This is a genomic window from Paractinoplanes bogorensis, from assembly GCF_018829635.1.
Taxonomy (GTDB): domain Bacteria; phylum Actinomycetota; class Actinomycetes; order Mycobacteriales; family Micromonosporaceae; genus Actinoplanes; species Actinoplanes bogorensis.
Genome location: NZ_JAHKKG010000008.1, coordinates 362,083 through 387,492, shown reverse-complemented (window position 1 = coordinate 387,492; position 25,410 = coordinate 362,083). Strand labels below are relative to the sequence as shown.

The following is a 25,410-nucleotide window of genomic DNA, read 5'->3' as shown; positions in this document are numbered from 1 at the left end:
AGTTCAGGGTCTGTTGTTCATCGTTTTTGACCGAACCTGAACAACGCTCCGCCACTTAGCGTCCTCGGCGTCCGTCCCGAACCGCTGACTGCGAGGAGCTCCCATGAACACGATCGATGAGTCCGGCCCCGGCCGCTGGTCCCGCCGCGGCTTCCTCGGCCTCGGCGCCGCCGTCGGCGGTGGCATGCTTCTTTCGGCCTGCGGCGGCGGATCGGCCTCGGGCGCCGGCCAGTTGAAGTTCTGGGACATGCCGTGGGGCCAGGCCAACTACACGGCGGCGGCGAAGAAGCTGACCGAGGCCTACACGCCCGCCAACAGCCTCCCGGCGGCGACCTACCAGGGAATCCAGTGGGCCAACTTCAGCCAGACGTTCTCGTCGGCCATCGCCTCCAAGACCGGGCCCGCGGTCAGCACCGGCGGCGGCTTCCAGGCGTTCCAGTTCGCCGACCAGGGCGCGATCGCCTACGCCGACAACGTGATCGAACAGTTCCGTAAGGACGGCACGCTCGACGACTTCCTGCCCGGCCAGCTGGACGCGATGAAGACGTCCAAGGGGTACGCGGCGGTGCCGTGGCAGCTCGACTTCCGGGTCTGGTGGTACCGCAAGTCCCTGCTCGACGCGGCCGGCCTCAAGGTGCCGACCACCTGGGACGAACTGCTGACCGCGTGCCGGACGCTGGCCGGCCGGAAGGTGTTCGGCTTCGGCACCGGGGCCGGCGCGGGCAACAACCTGGGCAGCCAGGGACTGCACCTGATGATGCTGAACAACGGCGGCGGCCTGTTCGACCCGGACGGCAAGGTCGACGTGGTCACCGAGGCCAACCTCGAGGCGATGCGTTTCGTCCAGGAACTCGTCCGGGCCAAGGCGGTCGACCCCGCCTCGATCAGCTACACCACCGACAACCTGATCACCCAGTGGAAGAACAAGAAGGTGGCGATGGGCATCCACACCGCCGGCCTCGACACCGACACCGGTGAGACCGACGGCGACCTGCAGGTGATGAGCCCGCTGACCGGTCCGAGCGGCGCCAAGGCGGGCCTCGTCTTCCAGAACAACATCATGATGTACGCCGATACGCCGTCGCAGGAGGGCTCGGAGGCGTTCCTGTCCTACTACATCCGCAGCATGAAGACGCTGTGGCAGCAGAACGTGGTGGCCGGGCTGCCGGTGCTCAAGTCGATCGTCGCCCTGCCCGAGTTCCAGGCCCAGAAGCAGAAGGCGAAGATCATCGCCGAGTGGGTGCCGGTCGCCAAGACCTTCGCCGCGCAGTCGCCGACCCTGTTCGGCGGGCTGGCCGCGGTCGACTCCAGCCAGCCGGTCACCCAGTTCGCGCAGACCGTGCTGGCCGGTCAGGACCCGAAGCCGGCGCTGGAGACGTTGCAGAAGGCGCTCGAGGCGATCGTCAAGTGACGGTCACTCTGACTCGGGCGAAGAGCGATTTCCCCCGTACGGGAAAACCGGTCTCAGCCCGTCGAATGCTGCTCTGGCTGGTGGCACCTTCGCTGGTCCTGCTTCTGCTGATCAACGCCTACCCACTGGTCTACGCCGCGTTGCAATCGGTCCACGACGGCTCGTTGATCAACACGGGGGATTATGTCGGGCTCGACAACTACCGGGCGACGCTGACCAGCCCCGCCTTCTGGCGCTCGGTGCAGTTCACGCTGATCTTCACCGTCGTCGGCGTGTTCGGCAGCTGGCTCGGCGGCCTGGGGCTGGCTCTGCTGCTGCGCACCCGCATTCCCGGCCGTACGGTGTTCAAGACCCTGCTCCTGCTGCCGTGGGTCGTGCCCGTGGTGGTGTCCTCGACGGCGTGGAACTGGCTGGTCGCCACCCCGCAGAGCCCGCTACCCAGCCTCGCGCAGGCCCTCGGGTTCGACACGCCGCTGTTCCTGGCCGACCCGGTGCTGGCCAAGATCACGGTCTGCGTGTTCAAGGTGTGGATCAGCGTCCCGTTCATGATGATGCTGATCGGCGCGGCTCTGGCCGGCGTCGACCACACCGTCTACGAGGCCGCGGACGTCGACGGGGCGTCGAAGTGGCAGCAGTTCCTCCACATCACGCTGCCGATGATCTCCCGGTCGACGTACATCTCCTGGATCCTCATGACGATCTTCTGCGTCAACGACTTCCCGACCATCTTCCTGCTCACCGGGGGCGGACCGGTCGACGCCACCACATCGCTGGTCGTGCTCTCGTACCGCACGGTCTTCCAGAACTTCCAGGTCGGGCCCGGCGTGGCCATCGCCTTCCTGATGACCGCGAGCCTGGTCGTCGTGTCGGTGGCCCTGTATCGGCAGATCAGAAAGGCGCACGTATGACACCCGATCGCGGCCGGTGGTGGCGCTTCGCGGCCATCCTGCTCATCACCGGCGTCGTGCTCGTCCCGGTGGCCGCGGTGCTGATCCTGTCGCTGCGCCCCGGCGTGGCCTCGGGCAGCACCGCCGCCTTCGGCCTGGCCAACTTCACGCACATCTTCGCCGACCTGCCGACCCTGACCTGGCTGGCCAACAGCCTGGGCGTCACGCTGGCCACGGTGGCCGTCTCGGTCGCGGTGGCCGCCCCGGCCGGGTACGTGCTGTCCCGCGGCCGCAGCCGGTCGGTCTCGGCCTACTCGCTGCTGCTGTTCATCGTCCAGTCCCTGCCGGTGATCACCGCCGTGATCCCGCTGTTCATCCTGTTCGCCCGGGTCGGCCTGGTCGACAACCTGGTCGGGCTGGGCATCGTCTACGTCGGAGCGTCGATGTCGGTGGCGATCTGGATGATGGCGGCCTACATCGACTCGATCCCGGTGTCGCTGGAGGAGGCGGCCTGGATCGACGGTGCCTCCCTGTTCACCGGCTTCACCCGGATCGTGCTGCGCAACTCGCTGCCCGGGCTGCTCTCCACCGCGATCTTCACGTTCCTGGTCTCGTGGAACGACTACCTGGTGGCCATCGTGTTCCTGCGCTCGCAGGAGCGGTTCACCCTGCCGATCGGCCTGCAGTCGTTCTTCCAGCAGAACGGCACCGACTGGGGCTCGGTGATGGCCCTGGCCGTGGTGATGATGCTGCCCCCGGTCATCGTGTTCGCCACACTCAACCGCTACTTCAGCGTCGGCGGTATCGGCGGTTCACTGGCCGGCACCTGAGGCTCACCCGTCCGTCCCGCCATCTGGCCCGTCTGCGCCGCCAGCTCGCGCACGGCGTCGAGGACCGTGCGCACCGCGACCCGGTGCAGCGTCTCCGGACGGGTCAGGACGTCGATGTGCCGGGTGGCCGGCAGGTCGGCCAGCTGCCGCAGCACCACACCCGGACCGGGCCGGCTGGTGTAAGCGGGCAGCAGCGCGAGCCCGCCGCCCGCCGCCACCAGGCCGGCCACGACCGTGAACTCGTTGACCCGGTGGACGATCTCCAGGGGCCGGTCGGCAGCGGCCGCGATCGCGGTCAGGACGCCCTCCAGCGGGAAACCCTCCCGGACGCAGATCCACGGTTCGCCGGCGACGTCGACGGCGGTGAGCCGGGTCTGCGAAGCCAGCCGGTGGCCGGCGGGCATCGCGACGTACAGCGGCTCGTGGATCAGCGGCACGACGGTCAGCCGGTCGGCCGGCCACGGCGGGCTGTGCGCCAGCCGGTGCGCCAGCACCAGGTCGTAGTCGGCGACCAGCGCCGGGAAGGCGGCCTGCGGCACGTCCTCGTCCGAGAACCGCATCGGCGGCAGGCCGGCCCGGCCGAGGAGCGGGCCGAACCAGGCGAGCCCGGCGCTGTGGAACGCGGCCACCGTGACCGGCGCGGCCGGGTCGTCGAGGTAGGCGTCCACGGCCCGGCCGGCCCGGTCGAGCGCGGTGGAGACCTCGATCGCCGCGGCGGCCAGGGCCCGGCCGGCCTCGGTCAGCACGAGACGGCGGCCCTCGCGTTCGGTCAGCGGCACCCGCGCCGACCGTTGCAGGGTCCGCAACTGCTGGGAGACCGCCGACGGCGTGATGTGCATCGCCTGGGCGACGGCGGCCAGACTGCCCCGGTCGCCGAGTTCCCTGAGCAGGCGCAGGTGGTGCAGATCCATTAGGTCTGACTACACCATTGGTTGGGAAGTTCGCATCTTGTCTTCATTCACGCCCGGCCGCAGGCTGCCCTCATGTCGATGAGCCGCAGCGATCTGTTGCTGCTGACCGTGGCGGTGGTGTGGGGCAGCAGCTATCTGACCGCCCAGACCCTCGTGCTGGCCGGTGGGGTGCTGGCCGTGCTGGCCCTCCGCTTTCTCTTCTCCGCGATCGCGCTGGCGCCCGCCATGGCCCGGCGCCGGCCGAGCCGGGCCGAACTGCGGGTCGGCACGCTGCTGGGCCTCACCCAGGCGGCAGTGCTGGTGCTGGAGACGTACGGGGTATCGCTGACCAGCGCGACCAACGCCGGGGTGCTGATCAGCCTGACCATTCTGATGACGCCGGCCCTCGAGGGTGCCGTGCGCCGGCGCTGGCTGCCCGGCCGGTTCTTCGCCGCGGCGGGGGTCGCCGTGATCGGTGTGGCTCTGCTGGTCGCCGGGCCCGGACTGCGCGCGCCGACGGCCGGTGACGTGCTGATCCTGGCCGCGGCGGTGGTGCGCGCGGCCCACGTGACGCTGTCCGGCCGGCTGACCGAGGGCCACCGGTACGACACCGTCACCCTCACCTGGTTGCAGACCGTGGCCGGGGCGATCCTGTTCACGCTCGTGGCGGCCCCCGCCCTGCCGTCGGCGGTCCGCGCGTTCGGACCGGGACAGTGGCTCGGCGTGCTGTATCTCGCCCTGGGCTGCAGCGTGTTCGCGTTCCTGGTGCAGCTGTGGGCGATCCGCCGCACGTCCGCGGCGCGGGCCAGCCTGCTGCTGGGCACCGAACCGGTGTGGGCGGTGCTGATCGGGGTCGGCATCGCCGGCGAGCACCTGACCGCGGCCGGCGTCGCCGGGATCGTCCTCGTCCTCGGCGCCACCTGGTACGGCCAGCGGGTCGAGGCCGGACATCGGGCGGGTGAATCTCTCGCGTACGCGGGTAGTAGTAACCCGTGACCAAGACAGTCCTGGTAAGCGGTGCGTCCGGCTTCATCGGCTCCCACGTGGCGTCCCGCCTGGTCGAGGAGGGTTATCGCGTACGGGCGATGACCCGGCACCCGGACGACTACCACGGCGCCGGTGAGCCGGTCGAGGCCGACGTGTCCGATCCGGGGAGCCTCACCGCGGCCTTCGCCGGGGTCGACGCGGCCTACTACCTGGTGCACTCGCTCGGGTCGGAGGACTTCGAGAAGCGCGACGCCGACGCCGCCCGCAACTTCGCCACGGCCGCGGCCGGCGCCGGGCTGGAGCGGATCATCTACCTCGGCGGACTCGGCGCCGACGACGGCGAGCTGTCGGCGCATCTGCGCTCGCGCCGCGAGGTCGAGCAGATCCTGCGGGACGGCCCGGTGCCGGTGACCGTGCTACGGGCGGCGGTGGTCATCGGCGACGGCGGCATCTCGTGGGAGATCACCCGCCAGCTGGCCGAGCGCCTGCCGGCGATGGTGACCCCGCAGTGGGTGAACACCCGGACCCAGCCGATCGCCCTGCCGGACGCGGTCCGCTACCTGGTCGGGGTTCTCGAGCCGTCCGAGGCACGCGGACGCACGTACGAGATCGGCGGGCCGGAGGTGCTGCGCTACATCGACATGCTGCAGCGGGTCGCCGAGATCCAGGGCGGCCACCTGCCCAACGTCACCGTTCCGGTGCTGACCCCGCGTCTGTCGTCGGCCTGGCTGAAGTTCGTCACCGACGTCGACGAGGAGACCGCCCGCAACCTGGTCGACTCGATGTCCAACGAGGTCGTGGTGAAGGACGACGCCATCACCCGGCTCCTCCCCGGCGAACTGATCAGCTACGACGAGGCGGTGCGCCTGGCGCTGGCCGAGCGCGCCGAGTCGCGGTGAGCCCGCCCTGGCTCGGCCGGGCCCGGCGAGCTCTCGGGCCGTCCCTGATCGACCAGGTCGAACGCGACCACCAGCAGACGGACCAGCAGTTCCGCCGGCGGCGGGTGGTCGTCGCGGCCACCCTGGTGATCGGTGCCGTGCTGCTGGGGTTCTCGTTGTCGGTGCGCCCGGGCGACGACATCTTCTACCTGTTGACCGTGCTGGTCGCGTGCACCTGGATCGGCGGAGCGCTGCTGTCCGGGCCGCTGCATCTGGGCCACATCTCGTTCCGTGACCGGCTGCGGCGCCCGATCGTCACGCCGATCCTCACCGGGCTGGTGCTCGGCGGCATCTTCGTGGCCGGCGCGCTGGTGGTCCGCGAGTTCGAGCCGCTGCGTGAGCTGGTCAACAACGTTCTCGACCACGCCCGGTACGGGGCCATCGTGCCGATCGTGGCGGTCACGCTGCTGAACGGGGTGGCCGAGGAGGTCTTCTTCCGCGGCGCGTTGTTCGCGGCGATCGGGCGGCGTCACGCCGTGCTGATCTCGACCGTCATCTACGCGGTGGCGACGGTCGCGACCGGCAACCCGATGCTGGTCTTCGCCGCCGTCCTGCTCGGCGTCGTCCTGGCTCTGCAGCGACGGGCGTCGGGCGGGGTCCTGGCGCCGATCCTGACCCACATCACCTGGTCGTCGATCATGGTGTTCGTCCTGCCGGCCCTGATCCACGGATAATCGGGCCATGCCTCTGAATGATTTTCCCGTACGGACGTCGATCGCGGTCTCGGACATCCAGCAGGCCGTCGCGTTCTACGAGGGCAAGCTGGGCCTGGTGGCGTTGCGGGTCGGCCCGAGCGCGAAGATCGTCGACGGTGGGCGGGTCTACGGGTCGGCCGGCGGGCCGGCGCTCAACGTCTACCAGTCGGTCACAGCCGGCCAGACCGAGGCCACGCTGGCCACCTGGTATGTCGACGACCTGGACCGGATCGTCGACGAGCTCACCGCGGCCGGCGTCGTGTTCGCCCGCTATGACGGGCTCGACCACGACAGCCGCGGCATCACCGCCCGGGCCGGCGGCGGCCGCCTCGCCTGGTTCCGGGACCCCGACGGCAACACGTTCGCCGTCGAGGCCGACAACTAAGACCCGGTCCAGATGCGGGTCGAGTTGTGGCTGTGCCAGGCGGCGACGGACCAGTACGTGTGGTTGCGGCCCCGCAACGCGTTGAGCCGGCGATGTCGCGCGGCCCGACGTGCAGCTCGAACGGCGTGTGGCTCTTGTAGACCGCGAAGCCTTCGAATCGTACGGGCAAAGTGCCTGCGGCAGCGACGCGCTCGATGCCGGTCCGGATGTTACGGCGGACCACGGCATCGGGCAGCGGGGACGCCCGCGGGCAGCCCCGAGAAGCGGACCACCGAGGTGTAGTAGGCGCCGCTGACGAACGTGCCGCCGGTGGCCGGGTCGTGGTAGGTCTCGGTGTGCCCGTCCAGCCTGTCCCGCGACTCGACCACGATCCGTGGGCGGCGGTCCCGCGATTCAGAGCATGTAGTCGAGCTCGATGCGGTGGGTGCCGTCCGGGTCGACGGTCAGGGCGCCGCCGCCGCTGATGCCGGCCAGCTCTCCGGTGCCACTGGCCGGGACGACGGTGAAGAACTCGGCCTGCCGGTCCTGGCCGGTCGTGGTCGCGGAGTGCACGAAGTTGAAGGCGCCCGGACGCCCGCCGACCCTGCCTTCGAAAGACTCCATGGCCACGTACGTCCCCGTGCCGCTCGCGGGATCGAAGGCGGCCGTGAACAGGGTCTCGGACCGGCCGCTGATCTCGCCCTGGAAGGTCTTGCGCATGGTGGCGACACCCACCGGCAGGCCGGTCTTGATCTCGGGAGCCGGCACGGGGGCGGGGGTGAAGTCGGCGACTTCGAAGGTTCCGGTTGCTCGCATGCCGACACGGTAGAACGAATGACTGACATCTCCTGTCAGTCCACCGTCAGCACGAGCTTTCCGCGCAGCCCGCCGGCCAGGACGCGCCGGTGGGCGTCGGCGGCGTCGGTCAACGGCATCGTCTCTGCCACACGGGTGCGCAACTGTCCCGCCGCCACCTGCCCCACCAGGTCGGCCAGCAGGTCGCGGTCGTGCCGGATGAGTTGCAGTTCCTGGCGCACGCCCCTGGCGGCGGCGATGGCCGGCGTCGGCCGGGTCGCGACCACGACTCCCCCGTCCTCGACGGCGACGGCCGCCGCCTCGCCGAGGGGGACCGCGTCGAACAACGCGGGCACCGGCCCGACCGTGGACAGATCGACCGTACGGGAGACGACCTCGTGAGCGCCGAGGTCGCGCACCCACTGCTCGTCGCCGTGACCGGCCTGGGCCAGGACGTGGTAGCCGCTCCGGGCGGCCAACTGGGTGGCGAAACCGCCGACACCGCCGCCGGCCCCGGTGACCAGGATGCTGCGCCCGTCAACGGCCGGAGGCAGCAGGGACAGCCCTTGATGGGCGGTCTGGGCGTTGAGCGGCACCGTGGCCGCGGACACGAAGTCGAGCCCGTCGGGCAACCGCACCAACCAGTCGGTGTCGGCGGCCACGAACTCGGCGTAGCCGCCCGGCGTGCCCCGGGTCGAGTACCACGGGATCATCCCGACGACCCGGTCACCCACCCGGAGATCGCTCGCGCCCGGTCCGGCTGATGCCACCTCGCCGGCGATGTCCCACCCGGGCGAGAACGGCGGCGCCACCGGCCCACCAGGGATCTGGCCGGTGGTGGCGGCGATGTCGGCCGGATGCACACAGACCGCGCGGATACGAACGACGACCTGCCCGAGCCCGGCTTCCGGGTCGGGCAGGTCGGTCACCTGTAACACTTCCGGACCGCCGAGCGCGATCGCGACGACTCCCCGCATGTGTCCACTCTAGACTTACATGGGGCTACTGGGTGACGAACGACGTGTAGTAGACACCCATGACCATCTTCTTGCCGTCCTCGGTGTAGGCCTTCACGATCTTCGCGGTGAGGTCCGACTTGATCTCCTCGCGGCTCTTCTCGGTGGAGAGCTGCGCCAGGGTCTTGCCGGTGTACTCGTCGATCGCCAGCTCCTGCGCCTCGCTGGTGTCGACGTCCTCGGCGGCGTCGGTGGTCTGCTGCAGCGAGAAGTTGAGCTTCAGGTAGTGGCCGTCAGCCAAGTTGATCGTCAGCGCGTCGTCCAGCGCCTTGACGGTGCCCTTGGTCGGCGCCGCCTCGGCGGTGCTGCCCTTCATCATGAAGAACGCGCCGGCTCCGCCACCGCCCAGCAGCACTACCGCCGCGATGACGATGATCATCAGCATCTTCTTGGACTTCTTCGGCGCCTCGGCGGGGGTGGTCTCGTTCGTGCTCATCGTTGTTGCCTCTCAGTCGTATGGCGGGCTGCGGCTGTTCGGCCTCGTAGTTGTTATTGGCCAGGAGCCCGGGGGTTTGAGCCCGTACCTGTGGCAACTGAGGTTCGACCTGGTTGCGGTTCGGTGCCGGGGCTCGCCGGAACGTTGCGTCGATTCCCGCGTCGATAGAGGGGGTAGCGTGGCGGCGTGACTCCACGACTGACGAGCGCCCGCGCTCACCGCCTGGTCCGTCCTCGCGCCGATCTGCCGCGAACCGTCACGGACGAGGTTCGCGCGGTGGTCATCGGTGGCGGGATCGCCGGCGTGACCAGCGCACTTCTGCTCGCCGAGCGTGGCCTGCGGGTGACCCTGCTGGAACGCGACGCCCAGCTGGGCGGCCGTCTCGCGGCGTGGCCCCGCACGGTGGCCGACGGCTCCCGGCAGATGGTCGAGCACGGCTTCCACGGGTTCTTCCGCCAGTACTACAACCTGCACAACGTGCTCCGCCGGATCGACCCCGAGCTGTCGTTCCTCCGACCGGCCGGCCCCTACCCCGTGGTCTCCCGGAACTGGCCCGAGGAGAGCTTCTCCGGCCTGCCCCGCCGGCCCCCGGCCAATCTGCTGGCCCTGGTCGCCCGGTCACCGAGCCTGAAACTGCGGGAGTTGCGCGGGGTCGACGGCAAAGCGGCCGTCCCGTTGCTGAGCTACTCCCGCGCCGAGACCTACCGCCAGTTCGATCACATCACGGCGAAAGACTTCCTCGACACGCTGGGCATGCCGGCCCGGGCCCGGGCGCACCTGTTCGACGTGTTCGCGCACTCCTTCTTCAACCGCCAGGAGGAGATGTCGGCCGCCGAGATGATCATGCAGTTCCACTTCTATTTCCTGCGCAATCCCGAGGGACTCGACTTCGACGCCCCCACCCAGGACTACGAGACGGCCATCTGGGCGCCGCTCGCCGGGCAGTTGCAGGCGCTCGGCGGCGAGATCCGTACGTCAGCCGCGGTCGACCGGATCGACCCCGGCTGGAAAGTGGTGCTGCGTGGCGGCACCGAGCTGCCCGCCGACCACGTCGTGCTGGCGGCCGACCCGCGCTCGGCCCGCGAGATCGTGGCCGCCTCCCCCGGGCTGACCGCGCAAGCGCCCCGGCTGGCCGAGCAGATGGCCACGGTCCGGACTGCGGCCCCCTACGCGGTCAGCCGGATCTGGACAGCCCAGGACTGCGCTCCCTCCCGCAGCGTCTTCACCAGCGTGGCCGGGGAGCCGACGCTCGACTCGGTCACGCTCTATCACCGCATCGAGCGGGCGGCCGCCCAGTGGGCCCGCCGGGGCGGCGGCAGCGTGATCGAGCTGCACGCGTACGCCGCCCCCGACGGTGTCGAGGCCGCCGAACTGACCAAGCGGATGTGGGCCGAACTCGGGGCGCTGTGGCCGGAGACGACCGGCATGACCATCGTCGACGTCGAGGAACGCGTCGGCGACGACGCCCCCGCGTTCGCCCCGGGAAGCGACGCCACCCGGCCCGGTGTCCTCTCCGACGCGCCCGGCGTCTATCTGGCCGGCGACTGGGTGCGGGTGCCCTTCCCGGCCGGCCTGATGGAACGCGCCGCCGGCTCGGCGATCCTCGCCGTCAACGCCATCCTCGACCGGCAGGGCGTCCAGGCCGGCCCGCTCCTGTCGGTCGTCCCCCGCGGACTGCTGGCCCCGCGGTCCCGGCGTCGATCCGACACCTGAAGCGCCCCGCGGTCCCGGCCTCGATCCGGCACCGGAAACGCCTCGCGGTCCCGGCGTCGATCCGACACCTGAAGCGCCCCGCGGTCCCGGCGTCGATCCGACACCTGAAGCGCCCCGCGGACCCGGCGTCGATCCGACACCTGAAGCGCCCCGCGGTCCCGGCGTCGATCCGGCACCGGAAGCGCGGAAGCTACCTCGGGGTGGGAGTGAACCATCCCTCGGCCCGCAGACGGGCCCACAGCTTGCGGACGACCGCGCCGCCCCGGGCGACCACGCGGCGCTCGTCGTCGACGACCAGGCGGCCGTCGCGGATCTGCAACCGGCCCTCGGTCATCACGTTCCGCACGTGCAGGCCGTTGGCGTAGAGCAGGTTGTTGAGCGGCTCGGGCCCGGCCACGCCCGCCCCGACCAGGAACCCGGACACGTCGATCGACGTCAGGTCGGCCTTCGCGCCCACCTCGATGCGGCCGAGGTCGGCGCGGCCGAGACCGTTCGCGGGGTTCACGGTCACCGACTTGATCATGTCCCAGACGGTCGGGCGGCGGACCGGGACGGGACTCGTCGCGCTGATCAGCGAGTGCCGCAGGCGTCCGTAGAGCACGGCCAGCTTGGCGTTCTCGATCATGTCGTTGGAGTGCGAGTCGAGGGCGACGGCCGTGTTGATGCCGGCCGCGAGGGCTTCGATGAACGGCTGGCCGGCCGAGCCGGCTCCGGCGCCCGCACCGGACGGGCAGTGCGCGTACGTGAAGTTCTTCTTCCCGGCCAGGAAGGGCGCGTCACCGGTGACATCCCAGCCGCCCAGGTGGGCCCCGATCAACGGGACGTCGTAGAAGCCGTGGTCCTCGATCCACTTGACCGGTGCCTTGCCCCACAACCGGGCGACCGTGGCCGATTCCGGCGCGCCGGTGGCCAGGTGGGTGTGGATGCCGTTGCCGAGCTGCCGGGCCGCCCGGAAGATCGCGTCCAGGGTCTCCGGCGTGGCGGTCTCCGGGCCCTGCGGCGCCATCTGGGGACGGATGCGCCCGCCCTCGGCCCCGTTGACGGTGCGCCCCCAGCGCAGGGCCGCCTCGATCTCCTTGAGCTGGGCCGGCACCGAGTCGAACAGCTCCTGGTCGGTGGTGCGGGCGCGCAGGGTGACGACCCGGGCGAAGTTCGGCAGCATCGGGGCCGGATAGCCGCGTACGCCCCAGCGCCGCGCGACCCGGACGTAGGACTGCGCGTGCCGCAGGTCCAGTGACTGTTCGACCTGGGTGGTGCAGCCGGCCCGGAGGATCTCGGCGAGGTTGTAGGCGGTGAGCGCGTCCAGGTCGTCGTCGTCCAGGTCCATGCTGCGAACCCCGGGAATCGCGAACGAGCGGCCGCTCTCGATCAGGCCGCGGGTCGACGACCCGAGCGCCACATGCGTGTGGGCCGAGATCATGCCGGGGATGAGGAGCTGCCCCGGCATCTCGATCCGGTTCTGGTGGCCGCGGAGCCGACCGGCCGTGATGGCGGCGATCCGCCCGTCCTGCACGACGACGGAGTGGTCGCTGCGCAGCTGCAGGTCGCCCTTCTCGTAGGTGAGAACCCAGCTCGGTTCGAGCACGAGGGTGCGGTCGCCGCGGGGCGCCGGGGCGGCGGCCGCGGGAGCGGCGCTCAGCAGCGGAATCGCCGCGGCGGCCCCGGCGGCCCCGCCGAGCAGGGCGCGGCGGCTCAGGAGCCGCTCGGCCACGGCGGTCCCGTCCGCGCCGGTGTTCCGTCCGGCGTCGCAGACCGCGCAGCCGGTGCTGTGCATCTCGTGGGCGTCATCGATCGAGGCAGGCGTCATCGGTGGCTCCTTGTCTCTGGCCGCGGGCAGCGCCGATCGCATCGACGGCGAGGACGGGCCGACGACGCGACGTAGATTTCGGACACTTGTCCGCCAGGCGGTTACTAGACTCTCGTTCGGGCATCGAGAAGTGTCAAGAGGTTGTTTCGAGGAGTTGACGTCTGCGTTTCAGGCAGTCCAAAGGCCCGTACGAGGAAGATGCCCGCAATGCGGACTATCGTCCGCGCGGGTCGTGCATCATGCCTCCCGAGCCCGGGCGTTATGGTGGCGTCAGCGATCGCCGGAAAGGGGGCGCTGGTGCCGAGATCCGATCGGGGGCCCTCCGTCCCCGCAGGCCTGGTCGAGGAGGAGCTCGAGGCCTCCAAGAAGCACGCCATCGCCCAGCAGCTGCGGCGCGACATCGCGGCCGGCGTGATCAAACCGGGTGAGAAGCTCTCCGAGGCCCGGCTGGCCACCCGGTTCGGCGTGAGTCGTATGCCCGTACGGGAAGCCCTCAAGGAGCTCGAGACGGCCGGCTTCCTGACCATCGAGCACCGCCGCGGCACGTTCGTGAAGAGTCTGCGCCGGCACGAGATCCTCGACCTGTTCGAGGTTCGCGAGGCGGTCGAGGGGATGGCCGCGCGGCTGTGCGCGAGCCGGGGCAACAACGAGCTCCTCTCCCGGCTCGACGAGGTGATGGCGGCGATGGGCCGGGCGGTCGAGACCGGCGATCTGGACGGCTACAGCGCGATCGACGCCCGGCTGCACGAGCTGATCGCGGCCGGCGCCGGCAACGAGCGTCTGCTGGAGCACTACAACCTGCTGGTGCAGCAGCTCAACCGGGGTTTCCTGTCGTCGATCGTGACGCGTCGCGAGGGGCGGATGCGCCGGTCGTACGAGGAGCATGTCGCGCTCGTGAAGGCGTTGCGCGCCCACGATGCCGACGCCGCCGAGGACGCGATGCGGGTGCACGTGCGCACCGGTCGCACCGAGCTGCAGGACGAGGTCGCCACCAAGTTCGACCTCTGAGCGTCCTGGTATGGCAGTAACGCGCCCATAACCATGCGAAAACCAGGTTACGCCCGCTCAGCCTCTTGACGGCTGGTATGGCAGATCCCCAAACTGGGTCGGCACCTCAAGTTTTCCCACTCGAGTCTCGATAACTGCCATACCAGTTTGAGTGAGAGGTCCCCCATGCGCGTCAAACTCGCCATCATTTCCTTCACAACTGCCATACCAGTTCTCCTCGCCGGATGCGGAAGCGGCGACGAGGCGGCCGGAACCGCGGCCGCCGGAGAAAGCTCCACGATCAACATCGGCTTCCTGGCCCCGGCCCCGCGCAACGACGGCGGCTTCACCCAGTACGCCCTGGCCGGCGTGCAGGCCGCGGTCGACGCCGACCCCAAGCTCAAACTCACCTCGATCGTCGACAACGCCTCCGAGTCGCAGGAGCAGATCGAGGGCCTGCAGTCGCTCGCGGCCAAGAACAAGGTGGTCGTCGCCGACGGCGCGGTGCTCAACAAGGCCGTCGCGGTGGTCGCCCCCAAGTACCCGGACACCCACTTCGTGCTGATCGCCTCCGACCTGGAGGCGCTGGCCGACAACGTCAGCTCGGTGACCGTGGCGGTCGGTCTCAACGCGATGGTGGCCGGCGCGGTGGCCTCCAACGAGTCCAAGAGCAAGAAGATCGGCATGATCGCCGGACCCGAGGTGCCGTCGTCCACCGCCTGGTACTACGGCATGGCCCAGGGCGCCAAGATCGAGAACCCGCAGACACAGGTGGCGCAGGCCTACACCAACGACTACAACGACGTCGGCAAGGCCAAGCAGGCGGCCGAGGCGATGATCGCCAACGGCGTCGACCAGATCCTGTCCGACCTGGACTCCGGCTCCGAGGGCATCTATCAGGCCGCCGACGGCAAGGCCGGTACGGGCGTCTACAACGTCTTCGCGCTGCACTGCGACGAGAACAAGAACATCATCGGCTCGGGCATCGTCAACTGGTCCGACGTCCTCAAGACCGCGGTTACCGAGGCCGCCGCGGGCAAGCTGGCGTCCGGCGCGATCAGCTTCGGCCTCAAGAGCGGCGCGCTGTCCTTCCAGTTCTGCCCGGGCAAGGGCACCGACGAGCAGAAGGCCCTCGCCGAGAAGATCACCAAAGACATCTCGGACGGCACCGTGACCCCGGGCGACGGCGTGCTGCTGCCGAAGCCGAGCTACGCGTTCGAGCAGCGCTGACATGACCACCGATCCCGGTTCCGGCAGTGCCCTGCGGCTCTCCGGCATCACCAAGCGGTTCGGCGCCTTCACCGCCAACGACCGCATCGACCTCGACATCGCCTGGGGTGAGGTGCACGCCCTGCTCGGCGAGAACGGCGCCGGCAAGACCACGCTGATGCGGATCGTCACCGGCCTCTACCAGCCGGACGAGGGCACCATGAGCCTCGACGGCACGCCGGTGTCCTTCCGCCGGCCGGAGCAGGCGCTGCGGGCCGGGATCGGCATGGTCCACCAGCACTTCACCCTGGTGCCGACGCTCACCGAGCTGGAGAACCTCGCGATGGCCCCGGCCGGCGTGCCGTGGCGCAACGGCCGGGCCGCCGCCCGGCGCCGGGCGGCCGAGGTCGAGGCCGCCACCGGGCTGCGCATCGCCCCCGACCGGCTGGTGTCCGACGCCTCGGTCGGCGAGCGGCAGCGGCTCGAGATCGTCAAGCTGCTGTGCCGCGGCGCCCGGCTGCTGATCTTCGACGAGCCCAGCGCCGCGCTCAGTCCGGGCGAGTGGGACGAGCTGGCCAAGCTGATGCGCCGGCTGGCCGCCGAGGGGCACGCCGTGGTGCTGATCAGCCACAAGTTGTCCGAGGTGTTCGCGGTGGCCGACCGCTGGACGGTGCTGCGCGGCGGGGCGGTGGCCGGCACCGGTGACATCGCCGGTAGCACCCCGGAGCAGTTGGTCACGCTGATGGTGGGCGAGTCGCTCGCCCCGCGCCGCGAGCGCGCCCCGGCTGCGCCTGGTGAGCCCGCTCTGGTCGTACGGGAACTGAATGTCGAACGTCACCCGGACGGCCCCCAGGCTCTGGAGGACGTCGATCTCGATGTGCGGGCCGGCGAGATCGTCGGGATCGCGGGGGTGGCCGGCAGCGGTCAGGCCGAACTGGTCGAGACCGTGCTCGGCATCCGGCCGGCGCTGTCCGGATCGGTCGAACTGGCCGGCCGCCGGCTCGAGCGACGTACCCCGGCCGGTTTCTACGCCGCGGGTGGCGCGCTGATCCCGGAGGACCGCCACCACGTCGCCGTCATCGGCGGCATGACCCTCGGCGAGAACATCAACCTGCGCGCGCTCCGGCAGGCTCCGCTGGCCCGACGCGGCCGCATCGACCTGCGCGCGGCCCGGCAACGAGCCGTGCGCCTGGCCGCCGAGTACGAGGTCCGCGCGACCGGCGAGAGCCAGCCGATGGCCCGGCTCTCCGGCGGCAACCAGCAGAAGGCCGTGCTGGCCCGCGAGTTGTCCACCGAGCCGTTGCTGGTGATCGCCGTCCAGCCGGTACGCGGACTGGACGTGCGGGCCACCGAGTTCGTCTACCGGCGGCTCACCGAGCATCGCGATCGCGGCGGCGCGGTCCTGCTCATCTCGATGGACCTGGACGAGGTGATCGCCCTGTCCGACCGGATCGCGGTGCTGGCCCACGGGCGGATCCGCGGCGTGCTCGACGCCGGCGAGGCGACCCGGGCCCGGATCGGTGCCCTGATGACATCTTCGGAGGTGACGGCGTGAAAGCTCTGGCCGTACGCGTCCTGACCCAGCTCGGCGTGGCCGCGGCGACCCTGCTGTTCGCCGCGCTGCTGCTGCTCGCGATCGGAGTGTCCCCCGGCGAGGCGGCGTCGGCCTTCTGGAGCGGCACCTTCGGCTCCCCGACCAACGCCGGCACCACACTGACCCAGGCCGTCCCGCTGTTCCTGGTGGCGCTGGGGTGGATCATCGCCGACAAGGCGGGCCGCATGCACGTCGGCTTCCCCGGCCAGGTCGTCATCGGCGGGTGCGCCGCGGCGGCGGTCGGACTGCAGTGCGACGGGGTGCCGACGGTCGTGGCGATCGTGGCGTGCGCGCTGGCCGGGATCGCCGGGGGTGCCCTGTGGGCCGGGATCGTGGCCTGGTTGTGGGCGTCTCGGGGCGTACTGGAAATCATCTCGTCTTTGCTTCTGAATCTCGTCGCCGTGCAGATGCTGGCCTGGCTGGTCCGGGGCCCGCTGCAGGGTTCGCTCGATCAGCAGCCGCAGTCGGCCAACTTCCCGGCGTCCGCGTTGTGGCCGGCCGTCGAGTCGGTGCCGGGACGCACGCTCTCGTACGACGTGATCCTGCTCCCGATCCTCGCGGCCGGTCTGATCTGGCTCTTCTCCCGCACGGTGTTCGGCTTCGAGCTGCGCGCCTCGGGCGGCAACCTGGACGCCGCCCGCTGGTCCGGCATCAACCCGGTGCGGGCCGGGGTCAGCGCGATCGTCATCTCGGGCGGGTTCGCCGGTCTGGCCGGGGCGGCGCTGCTGTTCGCCGGCTCGGCGCCCTGGCTCAGTGAGGGGTTCGAGGCCGGGATCGGCTTCAACGGCATCGCGGTGGCGCTGCTGGCCCGCAACTCGCCGGTGGGCGCGATCCTGACCGCGATCGTGTTCTCGTCGCTCAACGTCGGCGGCACCTCGCTGCAGGCGCTGCTCGACGTGCCGTCGTCGCTCACCTCGGTGCTGCAGGGCGCCGTCATCGTCCTGGTCCTGGTCGCCGCGATGCTGCTGCGACGCCGCCGGGCGGCCCGGCCCGCGGTCCCGGTCACCCCCGCCTCCACCGGCAAAGAGCTGGTCAGCTCGGCGAAGGAGGCCTGAGATGGGTGTCTTCGACATCGCTTTCCTGGTCGCCGCCCTCACCATCGCGGCGCCGATCCTGCTGGCCGCCACCGGCGAGCTGATCTCGCAGCGGGCCGGCGTGATGAACGTGGGTCTCGAGGGGGTGCTGCTGGCCGGGGCGTTCGCCGGTTACCTGACCATGACCCGGGTCGACAGCCAGCCCCTGGGCTTTCTCGGCGGCATCGCCGGGGGCCTGTTGCTGGCCGCGCTGATGGCCGTGCTGGCCATCGAGGTGAAGGTCGACCAGATCGTGGCCGGCATCGCCATCGGCGTCCTCGGACTGGGGCTGACCACGTTCTTCGACCAGCACTTCGTGCCCGAGCCGCAGACCTTCACCCCGCTGCCCCGGCTGGCCGTGCCGCTGCTGAGCGACCTGCCGGTGGTCGGTGAGGTGCTGTTCCACCAGGACCTCTTCATCTACGCCACGATCGTCGTGGTGGTGCTCGTGGGTCTGGCCATGTACCGCACCACCTGGGGCATCAACCTGGCCGCGACCGGCGAGTCCCCGGTCGCCGCGGACGCCGCCGGGGTCAGCATCCGGGGCGTGCGCTGGGCGGCCGTGCTGGTCTCGGGCGCCTGCGCCGGAGCGGCCGGCGCGTACATCTCGATCGGCGACGTCGGCGTCTTCCGTGAGGACATGACCGGCGGCCGCGGCTATCTGGCCATCGCCGCCGTGCTGTTCGGCGCCTGGCGGCTCCGGGGACTCCTGCTGGCCGTCGCCATCTTCGCGGTGACCGACGCGATCCAGCTGCGCCTGCAGTCGATCGCCTCGGTTCCGGGCGAGGTCTGGGCCGCCGCCGCGCTGCTCGTCCTCGGCGCGCTGGTCGCCGCCCGCCACCGGCAGCCCCGGCGCGCGCCCAAGCCGGCCGAACTGATCGGTGCCGTCCTGCTGGCCGGCCTGGTCGCGCTGGCCGTCGTCCGGCCGCAGCTGAGCCTCCCGGCGTCGCTGTGGCTGGCCATGCCCTACGTCCTGGCCTTGGTGGCGCTGGCCGCGGGTGGTGCCGCGAGGCACCGCGCCCCCTCCGGGCTGACTCTCCCCTACATCCGAAGCGAGGCCTGACCTTGATCACCGACGTGCACACCCATTTCTGGGTTCCGGACCACCAGGCCGCGCCGTGGACCGACGACCTCAGCCGGGTCGCCCGCAAGCACGCCCAGGGGTCGATCGACGAGGTCACCCGCGAGGGCTACCGGGCCCAGGTGGCCCCGGCCGAGCGGTCCATCGTCTTCGGTCTGCAGGCTCAGGCGTCCGGGATCATGGTGCCCAACGACGCGGTCGCCGCCTTCGTCCGCGACATCGGCGGGCAGACCGTCGGGTTCCTGTCGGTCGACCCGACCCGGCACGACGCGGTCGACGAGATCGAGCGGGCGCACTTCGAGCTCGGCCTGGTCGGCGTCAAGCTGGGCCCGATCTATCAGGGCACCTCGCCGATGCACCCGCTGTGCCTGCGGGTGTTCCGCACCGCCGAGCGGCTCGGGCTGCCGGTGATGATCCACCAGGGCGCGATCTTCACCGCGGCGGGCCGGCTCTCCGACGCCAACCCGCTGCTGCTCGACGACGTCGCCACCGCGTTCCCCGACCTGAAGCTGATCATTGCCCACATGGGCCACCCGTGGATCTACGAGACGGTCACCGTGATGCGCCGCCACCGGCACATCTACGCCGACACGTCGGCCATCCCCAACCGCCCGACCGTGCTGGCCAACGCCCTGTGCGCGGCCAAGGAGTACGGGGTGCTGCACAAGGTGCTGTTCGGCAGCGACTCACCCATGGTCGGTACCGGCAACGCCATCGACACCCTGCAACGGGTCGTCACCCACACCCAGAAGTACGGCATCACCTCGATCACCGACGACGAACTGCACGACATCCTGCACCGGCCCTCGTTCGACCTGCTCGAGATCAAGGCGCCGGAGCCCGCGCTGATTCTGGAGGACCACCAGTGAGCACGCTGCCCCACCTCGACGGCGAGCACGTCCGCAAGGGCGAGCTTCCGGTCGAGATCTCGATGGAGCCGATCATCTCCGGAGTTCCTTTCGCGTACGAGGTGGTCGTCTCCGACGATGCCGACGGGTTCTTCGCCGTCTGGGCGTGCGACGCCGGCGTCTACCCCCGGGTCAAGGACCGGCGGGGCTCGTTCATGTACATCCTGGAGGGCGACGCCACCATCACCGACCAGGACGGCACCGAACACGTGCTGACCGCGGACAGCGTGATCGTCCTTCCGTACGGCTGGGCCGGGCAGTGGGACATCCGCCGCACGATCCGCAAGGTCTACCTGCACAGCACCCCGGTCGCGCCGTTCCGCGACGGCGTGCAGCCCTCCGCCTTCCTGTCCACCGAGCCGACCCTGAGCGGCGGGAACGCCGTGGTCTTCGACGGCCCCGACGGCCATTGCCAGGTGCATGATCTGCCCATCGGCGACCAGCGCGTCGAGGCCGACGGCCAGGCCCGGTTCCTGTTCGTCATGTCCGGCACCGGCTCGGTCACCGGCGACGACGGCACGACCCGCCCACTGACCGACGGCGACGTGATCGCCCTGCCCAGCGGCTGGTCCGGGACCTTCACGGTCACCTCCCCGATGCGCCGCTTCGACGTCCGCACCACACCCGCCACCGTTTGATTCGCCACCGTCTGATTCGCCACCGTCTTAGGAGCATGTCTTGAGCACCGACGACCCGTACGCCTCCGTCACCCCGGCCCCGTCCTTGGAGGTCCGCAGCGACGACTTCACCCACGGCGAAGAGCTCCCGGTCGAGTTCCGCGACCCCGAGATCGGCGGCAAGCAGACCTCGCCGCAGCTGTCCTGGAGCGGCGTCCCGGCCGGGACGAAGAGTTTCGCCATCACCTGCTACGACCCGGACGCTCCGACCGGCGTCGGCTTCATGCACTGGGCCGTGGCCAACATCCCGGCCGGCGTCACGTCGCTGCCGGCCGGTGCGGGCGCGCCCGGCGCCACTGGCATGCTCACGCTGCCCAACGACATCCGCCTCCCCCAGTACGTCGGGCCCAACCCGCCGCCCGGCTCCGGCCGGCACCGCTACGTCTTCGTGGTGCACGCGGTCGACGTAGAAGTGCTCGAGATCGACCCCGGCCTCACCCCGACCGTGCTGGGATTCAACCTGCACTTCCACACCCTGGCGCGGGGTCACATGACCGGCTGGGTCGACGCGGCGGAGGCCTGATATGACGACTCGACGGCACGCCGAGGTGGCCGGCGCCGGTTTCGCCGGGCTCACCGCGGGCATCGCCCTGGCCCGGGCCGGCTGGAGCGTGCGCCTGCACGAGCAGAACGACCAGCTGCGCGACTTCGGCGCCGGGATCCTGTTGTGGCGCAACGCGATGCTCGCCCTCGAGGTGATCGGGGTCGCGCCCGCCATCAGGAAGCACGGCGTGGTTCCGGACGTCTACGCGACCAGCCTCAACGGCGAGATGTTCACGCCCGAGCTGGCCGGTTACCCGTACTGGGCGATCCCCCGCCCCAAGCTGCACGAGCTGCTCAGCGACGCGGCCCGGGATGCAGGGGTCGAGATCGTCACCGGTTCCGAGGCGGTCGGCGCCGACCCGTTCGGTGCGCTGCTGCTGGCCGACGGCACCCGTCTGGAGGCCGACCTCGTCGTGGGGGCGGACGGGGCGGGTTCGGCCGTACGGAATTCTCTGCCCGCCCTGGCCCAGGAGCGCAAGAAGTACCAGGACGGTGTGTGCCGGGTGCTCGTGCCACGGCCCGCCGAGTTCGCCGGCCCGGAATGGAACCGGGTCATCGACTACTGGACGCTCGAGCCCGACGCCATGCGGATCCTGTTCATCACCACCGGGCCCGACAGCCTCTACATGGGCATGATGGCGACCACCAGCAACGAGCGGGCCTCCCGCATCCCGATCGACCCCGAGGTGTGGTCGGCCCGGTTCCCGCACCTCAAACCGGCGATCGACCTGGCCGCCGAGGCCACCGGGGGGCGCCACGACGCGTACCAGACCAATCGGGTGACGCCCTGGTCGAGCGGGCGCGCGGTCGTGGTCGGGGACGCCGCGCACGCCATGTGCCCGGCCCTCGGTCAGGGCGCCAGCGTCGGCATCGTCAACGCCGTCGAGCTCGCCCACACCCTGGGGCAGCATGACGACCTGGACGCCGGGCTGGCGGCTTGGGAGGGCAAGCAGCGGGCCATGACCGACGCCGCGCAGGCCCGCAGCGCGTACATGGCCGAGACGCGAACGCTGGCCCGGGGCAACGGATTCACGCCCGAGGTGATGGAGACGGCCAACTTCGTGCTCGACGCGGCCACGCCGGAGTTGATCGCGCTGTATCCGGTGCCGGGGGTCAACCGATGAACACGGTGGTGATCGGCGACGTCGAGATCACCCGGGTGCAGGAGTTCGCCGGCCCGAGCAAGGGCACGCCGGGCTTCCTGTTCCCGGACAGCACCCCGGACTACTGGGCCACGCTCGACGACCCGGACTTCTTCGACCGTACGACCGGCACGCTGCGCACGGTCCTGCACACCTGGCTGATCCGCAGTCAGGGGCGCACGATCCTGCTCGACACCGGGGCGGGCAACCACAAGGAGCGCCCGTACGCCTCGGTCTACGCGCACCACGACACGGCGTACCTGGCCAACCTGGCCGCGGCCGGGGTCGCCCCGGAAGACGTGGACCTGGTCATCAACACCCACCTGCACGTCGACCACGTCGGCTGGAACACCCGGCTCGACGGCCGCGAGTGGGTGCCCACCTTTCCCCGCGCCACCTACCTGATGCCGGCCGCGGACTTCGACTACTGGAACCCGCTGAAGAACCCCCGGCCGCCCGGCGACGGCAACCAGAACGTGTTCGAGGACAGCGTAGCCCCGGTCCACGCGGCCGGTCAGGTCCAGCTGTGGAGCGGCTCGCACCGCATCGACTCCGATCTCGTGCTGGAAGCGCATCCCGGCCACACGCCGGGCTCGTCGGTCCTGCGGCTCGAATCGGGCGCGCTCTTCGTGGGCGACATGCTGCACTCCCCCGTGCAGATCGCCCAGCCCGACGTGAACTCGTGCTGGTGCGAGGACCAGGCGATGGCCCGCGCCGCGCGTCGCCGCCTGCTGGCCGAGGCCGCCGACCGTCGTCTGGTGGTCTTCCCCGGGCACTTCGGCGGGCATTCGGCCTGCACCGTCGCCGCTGACGGCGACGCCTTTGTCATCGACTCCTGGGCCGCGCTGGCCCGTATTTAGCTAAGGACCCCCCATGAACGACGAACTGTACGACGCCGGTCTCCAGGTGCGGCGCGAAGTGCTCGGCAGCGACTACGTGGACGCCTCCCTGGCCGCCGCCACCGACTTCTCGCGCGACCTGCAGAACTACGTGACCCAGTACTGCTGGGGCGACATCTGGAACCGCGACGGGCTCAGCCGCCGCGACCGCAGCCTGATCAACCTGGCCATGCTGACCGCGCTCAACCGCGGGCACGAGTTCAAGGCCCACGTGCGGGGCGCCCTCAACAACGGCGTGACCCGGGACGAGATCAAGGAGGTCCTGATGCAGACCGCCTTCTACTGCGGCGGGCCCGCCGCCCTGGAATCGTTCCGCCTGGCCGCCGAGGTGTTCGACTCGTGAGCCGCCCCCGCATCGGCTTCGTCGGGCTGGGCCAGATGGGCCGCCCGATGGCCACCCGCCTGGCCGAGGCCGGCTATCCCCTGACGGTGTTCGACGCCGCGCCCTTCGCCCCGATCGGCTCGGCCACCTCGGCCACGGCCCTCGAGGGCGTGGCCGGCGTCGACGTCCTGATCCTCATGCTGCCCAATTCGGCGGTCGTCACCGGCGTCCTCGACGAACTGGCCCCGCGGCTGTCCCCCGGCACGCTCGTCGTCGACATGAGTTCCTCCGAGCCGCTGCAGACCCGCGCCCTCGCCGCCCGGCTGAGCGAGCGCGGGCTGCGATTCGTCGACGCTCCCGTCTCCGGGGGTGTTCGTGGAGCCATCGCGGGCTCGCTCGCGGTGATGGCCGGCGGTGACCCGGGTGACCTCGACGAACTGCGCCCACTACTCGGCGTACTGGGAAAAAAGATCCTGGAGGTCGGCCCGGTGGGCTCCGGGCACGCGGCCAAGGCGCTCAACAACCTCGTCTCGGCCGCGACCATGTCGGTGACCGTCGAGGCGCTGCAACTGGGCGCCGCGTTCGGCATCGCCCCCGAGACCATGAACGCCGTCCTCAACAGCTCGTCGGGCCGCTCCAACACGAGCGAGAACAAGGTCACCCAGTTCATGCTCGACGGCAGTTTTGCCTCCGGCTTCGCCCTGCAGCTGATGGCCAAGGACATCCGCATCGCCGTCGACCTGGCCCGATCCCTCGACCGGCCCGCCGAGATCTCCGACCGGGTCGCCGAGCAGTGGTCCCGCATCGCCGCCGAGGTCACCCCCAAGACCGACCACACCCAGATGTACGACCTGATCGGGGACCCGAAATGAGCGCCGGACACTGGATCGGCGGCGCCCCCGTCGCTCCCCGGGAGGCCCGCGCCGACGTCGACACCGCGGTGACCACGGCGGCCGCGGCCGCGCACGGCTGGCGGCACACGGCGTCGTTCGACCGTGGCCGCGTCCTGATGGCCGTCGCCCGCCGCCTGCTGGCCGAGCTCGACGACCTGGCCGAGCTGGAGACCGCCGAGACCGGCAAGCCCCTCGCGCTCGCCGAGGCCGAGATCCGCGGCGCCGCCGAGTACTTCGAGTTCTACGCCTCGCTCGTGCACCTGCCGGCCGGCGACGTCATCGACGTCCGGCCCGATCTGCACGTCTACACGATCCGCGAGCCCTTCGGCGTGGTCGGCATCATCACCCCGTGGAACCTGCCGCTCAACCAGGCCACCCGGGCCGTCGCACCGGCACTGGCCGCCGGCAACGTGGTCGTGGTCAAACCGGCCGAGACCACGTCCCGTACGACGCTGGCCCTGGCGCGACTGGCCACGGAGGAGGGACTGCCCGACGGCGTGCTCAACGTGGTCGCCGGCCCCGGCTCGAGCGTGGGTACTGCGATCGTCGAGCACCCCCTCGTACGGAAGGTCGCCTTCACCGGTTCCGTGCCGGTGGGACAGACCATCGGCCGCATCGCCGCCGAACGCATCCTGCCGCTCACCCTCGAACTGGGCGGCAAGTCGGCCAACATCGTCTTCGCCGACGCCGACCTGCCGTTCGCGGCCACGGAGGCGGTACGCGCCTTCACCACCAACGCCGGCCAGGTCTGCTCGTCGGGCACCCGCCTGCTCGTGGAACGCACCATCCACGACGACTTCGTCACGGCGGTCGCCGCGGCCACCCGGACCGCCCAGGTGGGCCCGATGATCACCGAGAAACAGTTCGAAACCGTGCAGCACTACTTCAAGGTGGCCGAGACCGAGGGCGCCCAGGCGGTCGTCGGCGGCACGACCGGACCCGGACGTCACGTCGAGCCGACCGTATACACCGGAGTCACCAACGACATGACGATCGCCCGCGAGGAGATCTTCGGCCCGGTCCTGGTCGTGATCCCGTTCGACACCGAGGCCGAGGCGGTCGCCATCGCCAACGACAGCGACTACGGCCTGGTCGGTGGCGTGTTCACCGCCGACATCTCACGAGCCTTCCGGGTGGCCGGCGCCATCGAGGCCGGCCAGGTCTACGTGAACTCCTGGTCGACCCAGTCGGTCCAGATGCCGTTCGGCGGGCACAAGGCCAGCGGTTACGGCCGCGAGAAGGGCATCGAGGCCCTGAACCACTATTCCCACCTGAAAAGCGTCAGCGTCCGCATCACCCCGGGCCCCTGATAC

General features: G+C 70.6%; 27 protein-coding genes. 21 read left to right on the top strand and 6 right to left on the bottom strand.

From position 1 onward, the window contains the following. Nucleotides 1-103 precede the first annotated feature (103 nt). The 3 genes from KOI35_RS27375 to KOI35_RS27365 are packed head-to-tail and all read left to right on the top strand — an operon-like array spanning nt 104 to nt 3,128. The gene (locus KOI35_RS27375; protein WP_215791487.1) at nt 104-1,411 is read left to right on the top strand and encodes an extracellular solute-binding protein; all 1,308 of its coding nucleotides are present in this window, start codon (nt 104-106) and stop codon (nt 1,409-1,411) included. After that, the gene (locus KOI35_RS27370; RefSeq protein ID WP_215791486.1) at nt 1,408-2,319 is read left to right on the top strand and encodes a carbohydrate ABC transporter permease; all 912 of its coding nucleotides are present in this window, start codon (nt 1,408-1,410) and stop codon (nt 2,317-2,319) included. The genes KOI35_RS27375 and KOI35_RS27370 overlap by 4 nt, the downstream gene beginning before the upstream one ends. After that, complete coding sequence (locus tag KOI35_RS27365; protein ID WP_215791485.1) at nt 2,316-3,128, top strand: carbohydrate ABC transporter permease; 813 nt, start codon at nt 2,316-2,318, stop codon at nt 3,126-3,128. Before KOI35_RS27370 ends, KOI35_RS27365 begins: the two co-directional genes overlap by 4 nt. Here KOI35_RS27365 and KOI35_RS27360 read toward each other — a convergent pair. Beyond that, entirely contained in the window at nt 3,083-4,039 is a 957-nt protein-coding gene (locus KOI35_RS27360) for a LysR family transcriptional regulator (protein ID WP_215791484.1), read from the bottom strand. The genes KOI35_RS27365 and KOI35_RS27360 overlap by 46 nt on opposite strands. A 78-nt stretch (nt 4,040-4,117) precedes the next feature. Between KOI35_RS27360 and KOI35_RS27355 the strand changes: the two genes are divergently transcribed. From KOI35_RS27355 to KOI35_RS27340, 4 genes are read left to right on the top strand one after another with little or no spacing between them, the layout of a single operon-like run. Further along, the gene (locus KOI35_RS27355) at nt 4,118-5,014 is read left to right on the top strand and encodes a DMT family transporter (protein WP_246613808.1); all 897 of its coding nucleotides are present in this window, start codon (nt 4,118-4,120) and stop codon (nt 5,012-5,014) included. Next, a complete protein-coding gene (locus KOI35_RS27350; protein WP_215791482.1) occupies nt 5,011-5,904 on the top strand; it encodes an NAD(P)H-binding protein in 894 nt (297 codons plus the stop codon). Before KOI35_RS27355 ends, KOI35_RS27350 begins: the two co-directional genes overlap by 4 nt. Continuing rightward, nucleotides 5,901-6,617, top strand: a complete 717-nt coding sequence (locus tag KOI35_RS27345) for a CPBP family intramembrane glutamic endopeptidase (RefSeq protein ID WP_215791481.1) — start codon at nt 5,901-5,903, stop codon at nt 6,615-6,617. The genes KOI35_RS27350 and KOI35_RS27345 overlap by 4 nt, the downstream gene beginning before the upstream one ends. Nucleotides 6,618-6,624: 7 nt before the next feature. Next, nucleotides 6,625-7,023: a VOC family protein gene (locus KOI35_RS27340; protein WP_215791480.1), complete on the top strand. Its 399-nt coding sequence runs from the start codon at nt 6,625-6,627 to the stop codon at nt 7,021-7,023. A gap of 209 nt (nt 7,024-7,232) precedes the next feature. Here KOI35_RS27340 and KOI35_RS27335 read toward each other — a convergent pair whose 3' ends face one another. The 4 genes from KOI35_RS27335 to KOI35_RS27320 are packed head-to-tail and all read right to left on the bottom strand — an operon-like array spanning nt 7,233 to nt 9,249. After that, nucleotides 7,233-7,391, bottom strand: a complete 159-nt coding sequence (locus KOI35_RS27335) for a hypothetical protein (RefSeq protein ID WP_215791479.1) — start codon at nt 7,389-7,391, stop codon at nt 7,233-7,235. A 25-nt stretch (nt 7,392-7,416) separates the two neighbouring features. Beyond that, nucleotides 7,417-7,818: a DUF3224 domain-containing protein gene (locus KOI35_RS27330; protein ID WP_215791478.1), complete on the bottom strand. Its 402-nt coding sequence runs from the start codon at nt 7,816-7,818 to the stop codon at nt 7,417-7,419. 35 nt (nt 7,819-7,853) lie between these two features. Next, nucleotides 7,854-8,774 (bottom strand): NADP-dependent oxidoreductase, encoded by a 921-nt coding sequence (locus KOI35_RS27325; RefSeq protein ID WP_215791477.1) that lies wholly within the window; start codon nt 8,772-8,774, stop codon nt 7,854-7,856. Between the two features lie 25 nt (nt 8,775-8,799). Beyond that, nucleotides 8,800-9,249 carry a flagellar basal body-associated FliL family protein gene (locus KOI35_RS27320; RefSeq protein ID WP_215791476.1) on the bottom strand — a complete coding sequence of 150 codons (450 nt, stop codon included), beginning with the start codon at nt 9,247-9,249 and terminating at the stop codon, nt 8,800-8,802. A 186-nt stretch (nt 9,250-9,435) separates the two neighbouring features. Here KOI35_RS27320 and KOI35_RS27315 point away from each other — a divergent pair, with 186 nt between their 5' ends. After that, nucleotides 9,436-10,962: an FAD-dependent oxidoreductase gene (locus tag KOI35_RS27315; protein WP_215791475.1), complete on the top strand. Its 1,527-nt coding sequence runs from the start codon at nt 9,436-9,438 to the stop codon at nt 10,960-10,962. A 190-nt stretch (nt 10,963-11,152) separates the two neighbouring features. Here the strand turns inward: KOI35_RS27315 and KOI35_RS27310 are convergent, their stop codons facing one another. Beyond that, the gene (locus KOI35_RS27310; protein ID WP_215791474.1) at nt 11,153-12,769 is read right to left on the bottom strand and encodes an amidohydrolase family protein; all 1,617 of its coding nucleotides are present in this window, start codon (nt 12,767-12,769) and stop codon (nt 11,153-11,155) included. A gap of 297 nt (nt 12,770-13,066) precedes the next feature. Here KOI35_RS27310 and KOI35_RS27305 point away from each other — a divergent pair, with 297 nt between their 5' ends. The 13 genes from KOI35_RS27305 (at nt 13,067) to KOI35_RS27245 (ending at nt 25,407) form a co-directional block, all read left to right on the top strand. Beyond that, nucleotides 13,067-13,777, top strand: coding sequence for a GntR family transcriptional regulator (locus KOI35_RS27305; protein WP_215791473.1), 711 nt, complete (start codon nt 13,067-13,069; stop codon nt 13,775-13,777). A gap of 165 nt (nt 13,778-13,942) precedes the next feature. Further along, nucleotides 13,943-14,986, top strand: a complete 1,044-nt coding sequence (locus tag KOI35_RS27300) for a BMP family lipoprotein (RefSeq protein ID WP_215791472.1) — start codon at nt 13,943-13,945, stop codon at nt 14,984-14,986. A 1-nt stretch (nt 14,987) separates the two neighbouring features. Then, nucleotides 14,988-16,520: an ABC transporter ATP-binding protein gene (locus tag KOI35_RS27295; RefSeq protein WP_215791471.1), complete on the top strand. Its 1,533-nt coding sequence runs from the start codon at nt 14,988-14,990 to the stop codon at nt 16,518-16,520. Next, nucleotides 16,517-17,614, top strand: coding sequence for an ABC transporter permease (locus KOI35_RS27290; RefSeq protein WP_215791470.1), 1,098 nt, complete (start codon nt 16,517-16,519; stop codon nt 17,612-17,614). The genes KOI35_RS27295 and KOI35_RS27290 overlap by 4 nt, the downstream gene beginning before the upstream one ends. Nucleotide 17,615: 1 nt before the next feature. Beyond that, the gene (locus tag KOI35_RS27285; RefSeq protein ID WP_215791469.1) at nt 17,616-18,695 is read left to right on the top strand and encodes an ABC transporter permease; all 1,080 of its coding nucleotides are present in this window, start codon (nt 17,616-17,618) and stop codon (nt 18,693-18,695) included. A 2-nt stretch (nt 18,696-18,697) separates the two neighbouring features. Further along, on the top strand, nt 18,698-19,582 hold the full coding sequence (locus KOI35_RS27280; protein ID WP_215791468.1) for an amidohydrolase family protein: 885 nt from the start codon (nt 18,698-18,700) through the stop codon (nt 19,580-19,582). Next, nucleotides 19,579-20,259: a cupin domain-containing protein gene (locus KOI35_RS27275; protein ID WP_215791467.1), complete on the top strand. Its 681-nt coding sequence runs from the start codon at nt 19,579-19,581 to the stop codon at nt 20,257-20,259. Before KOI35_RS27280 ends, KOI35_RS27275 begins: the two co-directional genes overlap by 4 nt. A gap of 40 nt (nt 20,260-20,299) precedes the next feature. Beyond that, entirely contained in the window at nt 20,300-20,821 is a 522-nt protein-coding gene (locus KOI35_RS27270) for a YbhB/YbcL family Raf kinase inhibitor-like protein (RefSeq protein WP_215791466.1), read from the top strand. A 1-nt stretch (nt 20,822) separates the two neighbouring features. Beyond that, a complete protein-coding gene (locus KOI35_RS27265; RefSeq protein ID WP_215791465.1) occupies nt 20,823-21,965 on the top strand; it encodes an FAD-dependent monooxygenase in 1,143 nt (380 codons plus the stop codon). Further along, nucleotides 21,962-22,843 carry an MBL fold metallo-hydrolase gene (locus tag KOI35_RS27260; RefSeq protein WP_215791464.1) on the top strand — a complete coding sequence of 294 codons (882 nt, stop codon included), beginning with the start codon at nt 21,962-21,964 and terminating at the stop codon, nt 22,841-22,843. Before KOI35_RS27265 ends, KOI35_RS27260 begins: the two co-directional genes overlap by 4 nt. Before the next feature lie 13 nt (nt 22,844-22,856). After that, nucleotides 22,857-23,225 (top strand): carboxymuconolactone decarboxylase family protein, encoded by a 369-nt coding sequence (locus tag KOI35_RS27255; RefSeq protein WP_215791463.1) that lies wholly within the window; start codon nt 22,857-22,859, stop codon nt 23,223-23,225. Then, a complete protein-coding gene (locus KOI35_RS27250) occupies nt 23,222-24,076 on the top strand; it encodes an NAD(P)-dependent oxidoreductase (protein ID WP_215791462.1) in 855 nt (284 codons plus the stop codon). The genes KOI35_RS27255 and KOI35_RS27250 overlap by 4 nt, the downstream gene beginning before the upstream one ends. Beyond that, nucleotides 24,073-25,407: an aldehyde dehydrogenase family protein gene (locus KOI35_RS27245; protein WP_215791461.1), complete on the top strand. Its 1,335-nt coding sequence runs from the start codon at nt 24,073-24,075 to the stop codon at nt 25,405-25,407. Before KOI35_RS27250 ends, KOI35_RS27245 begins: the two co-directional genes overlap by 4 nt. Nucleotides 25,408-25,410 lie beyond the last annotated feature (3 nt).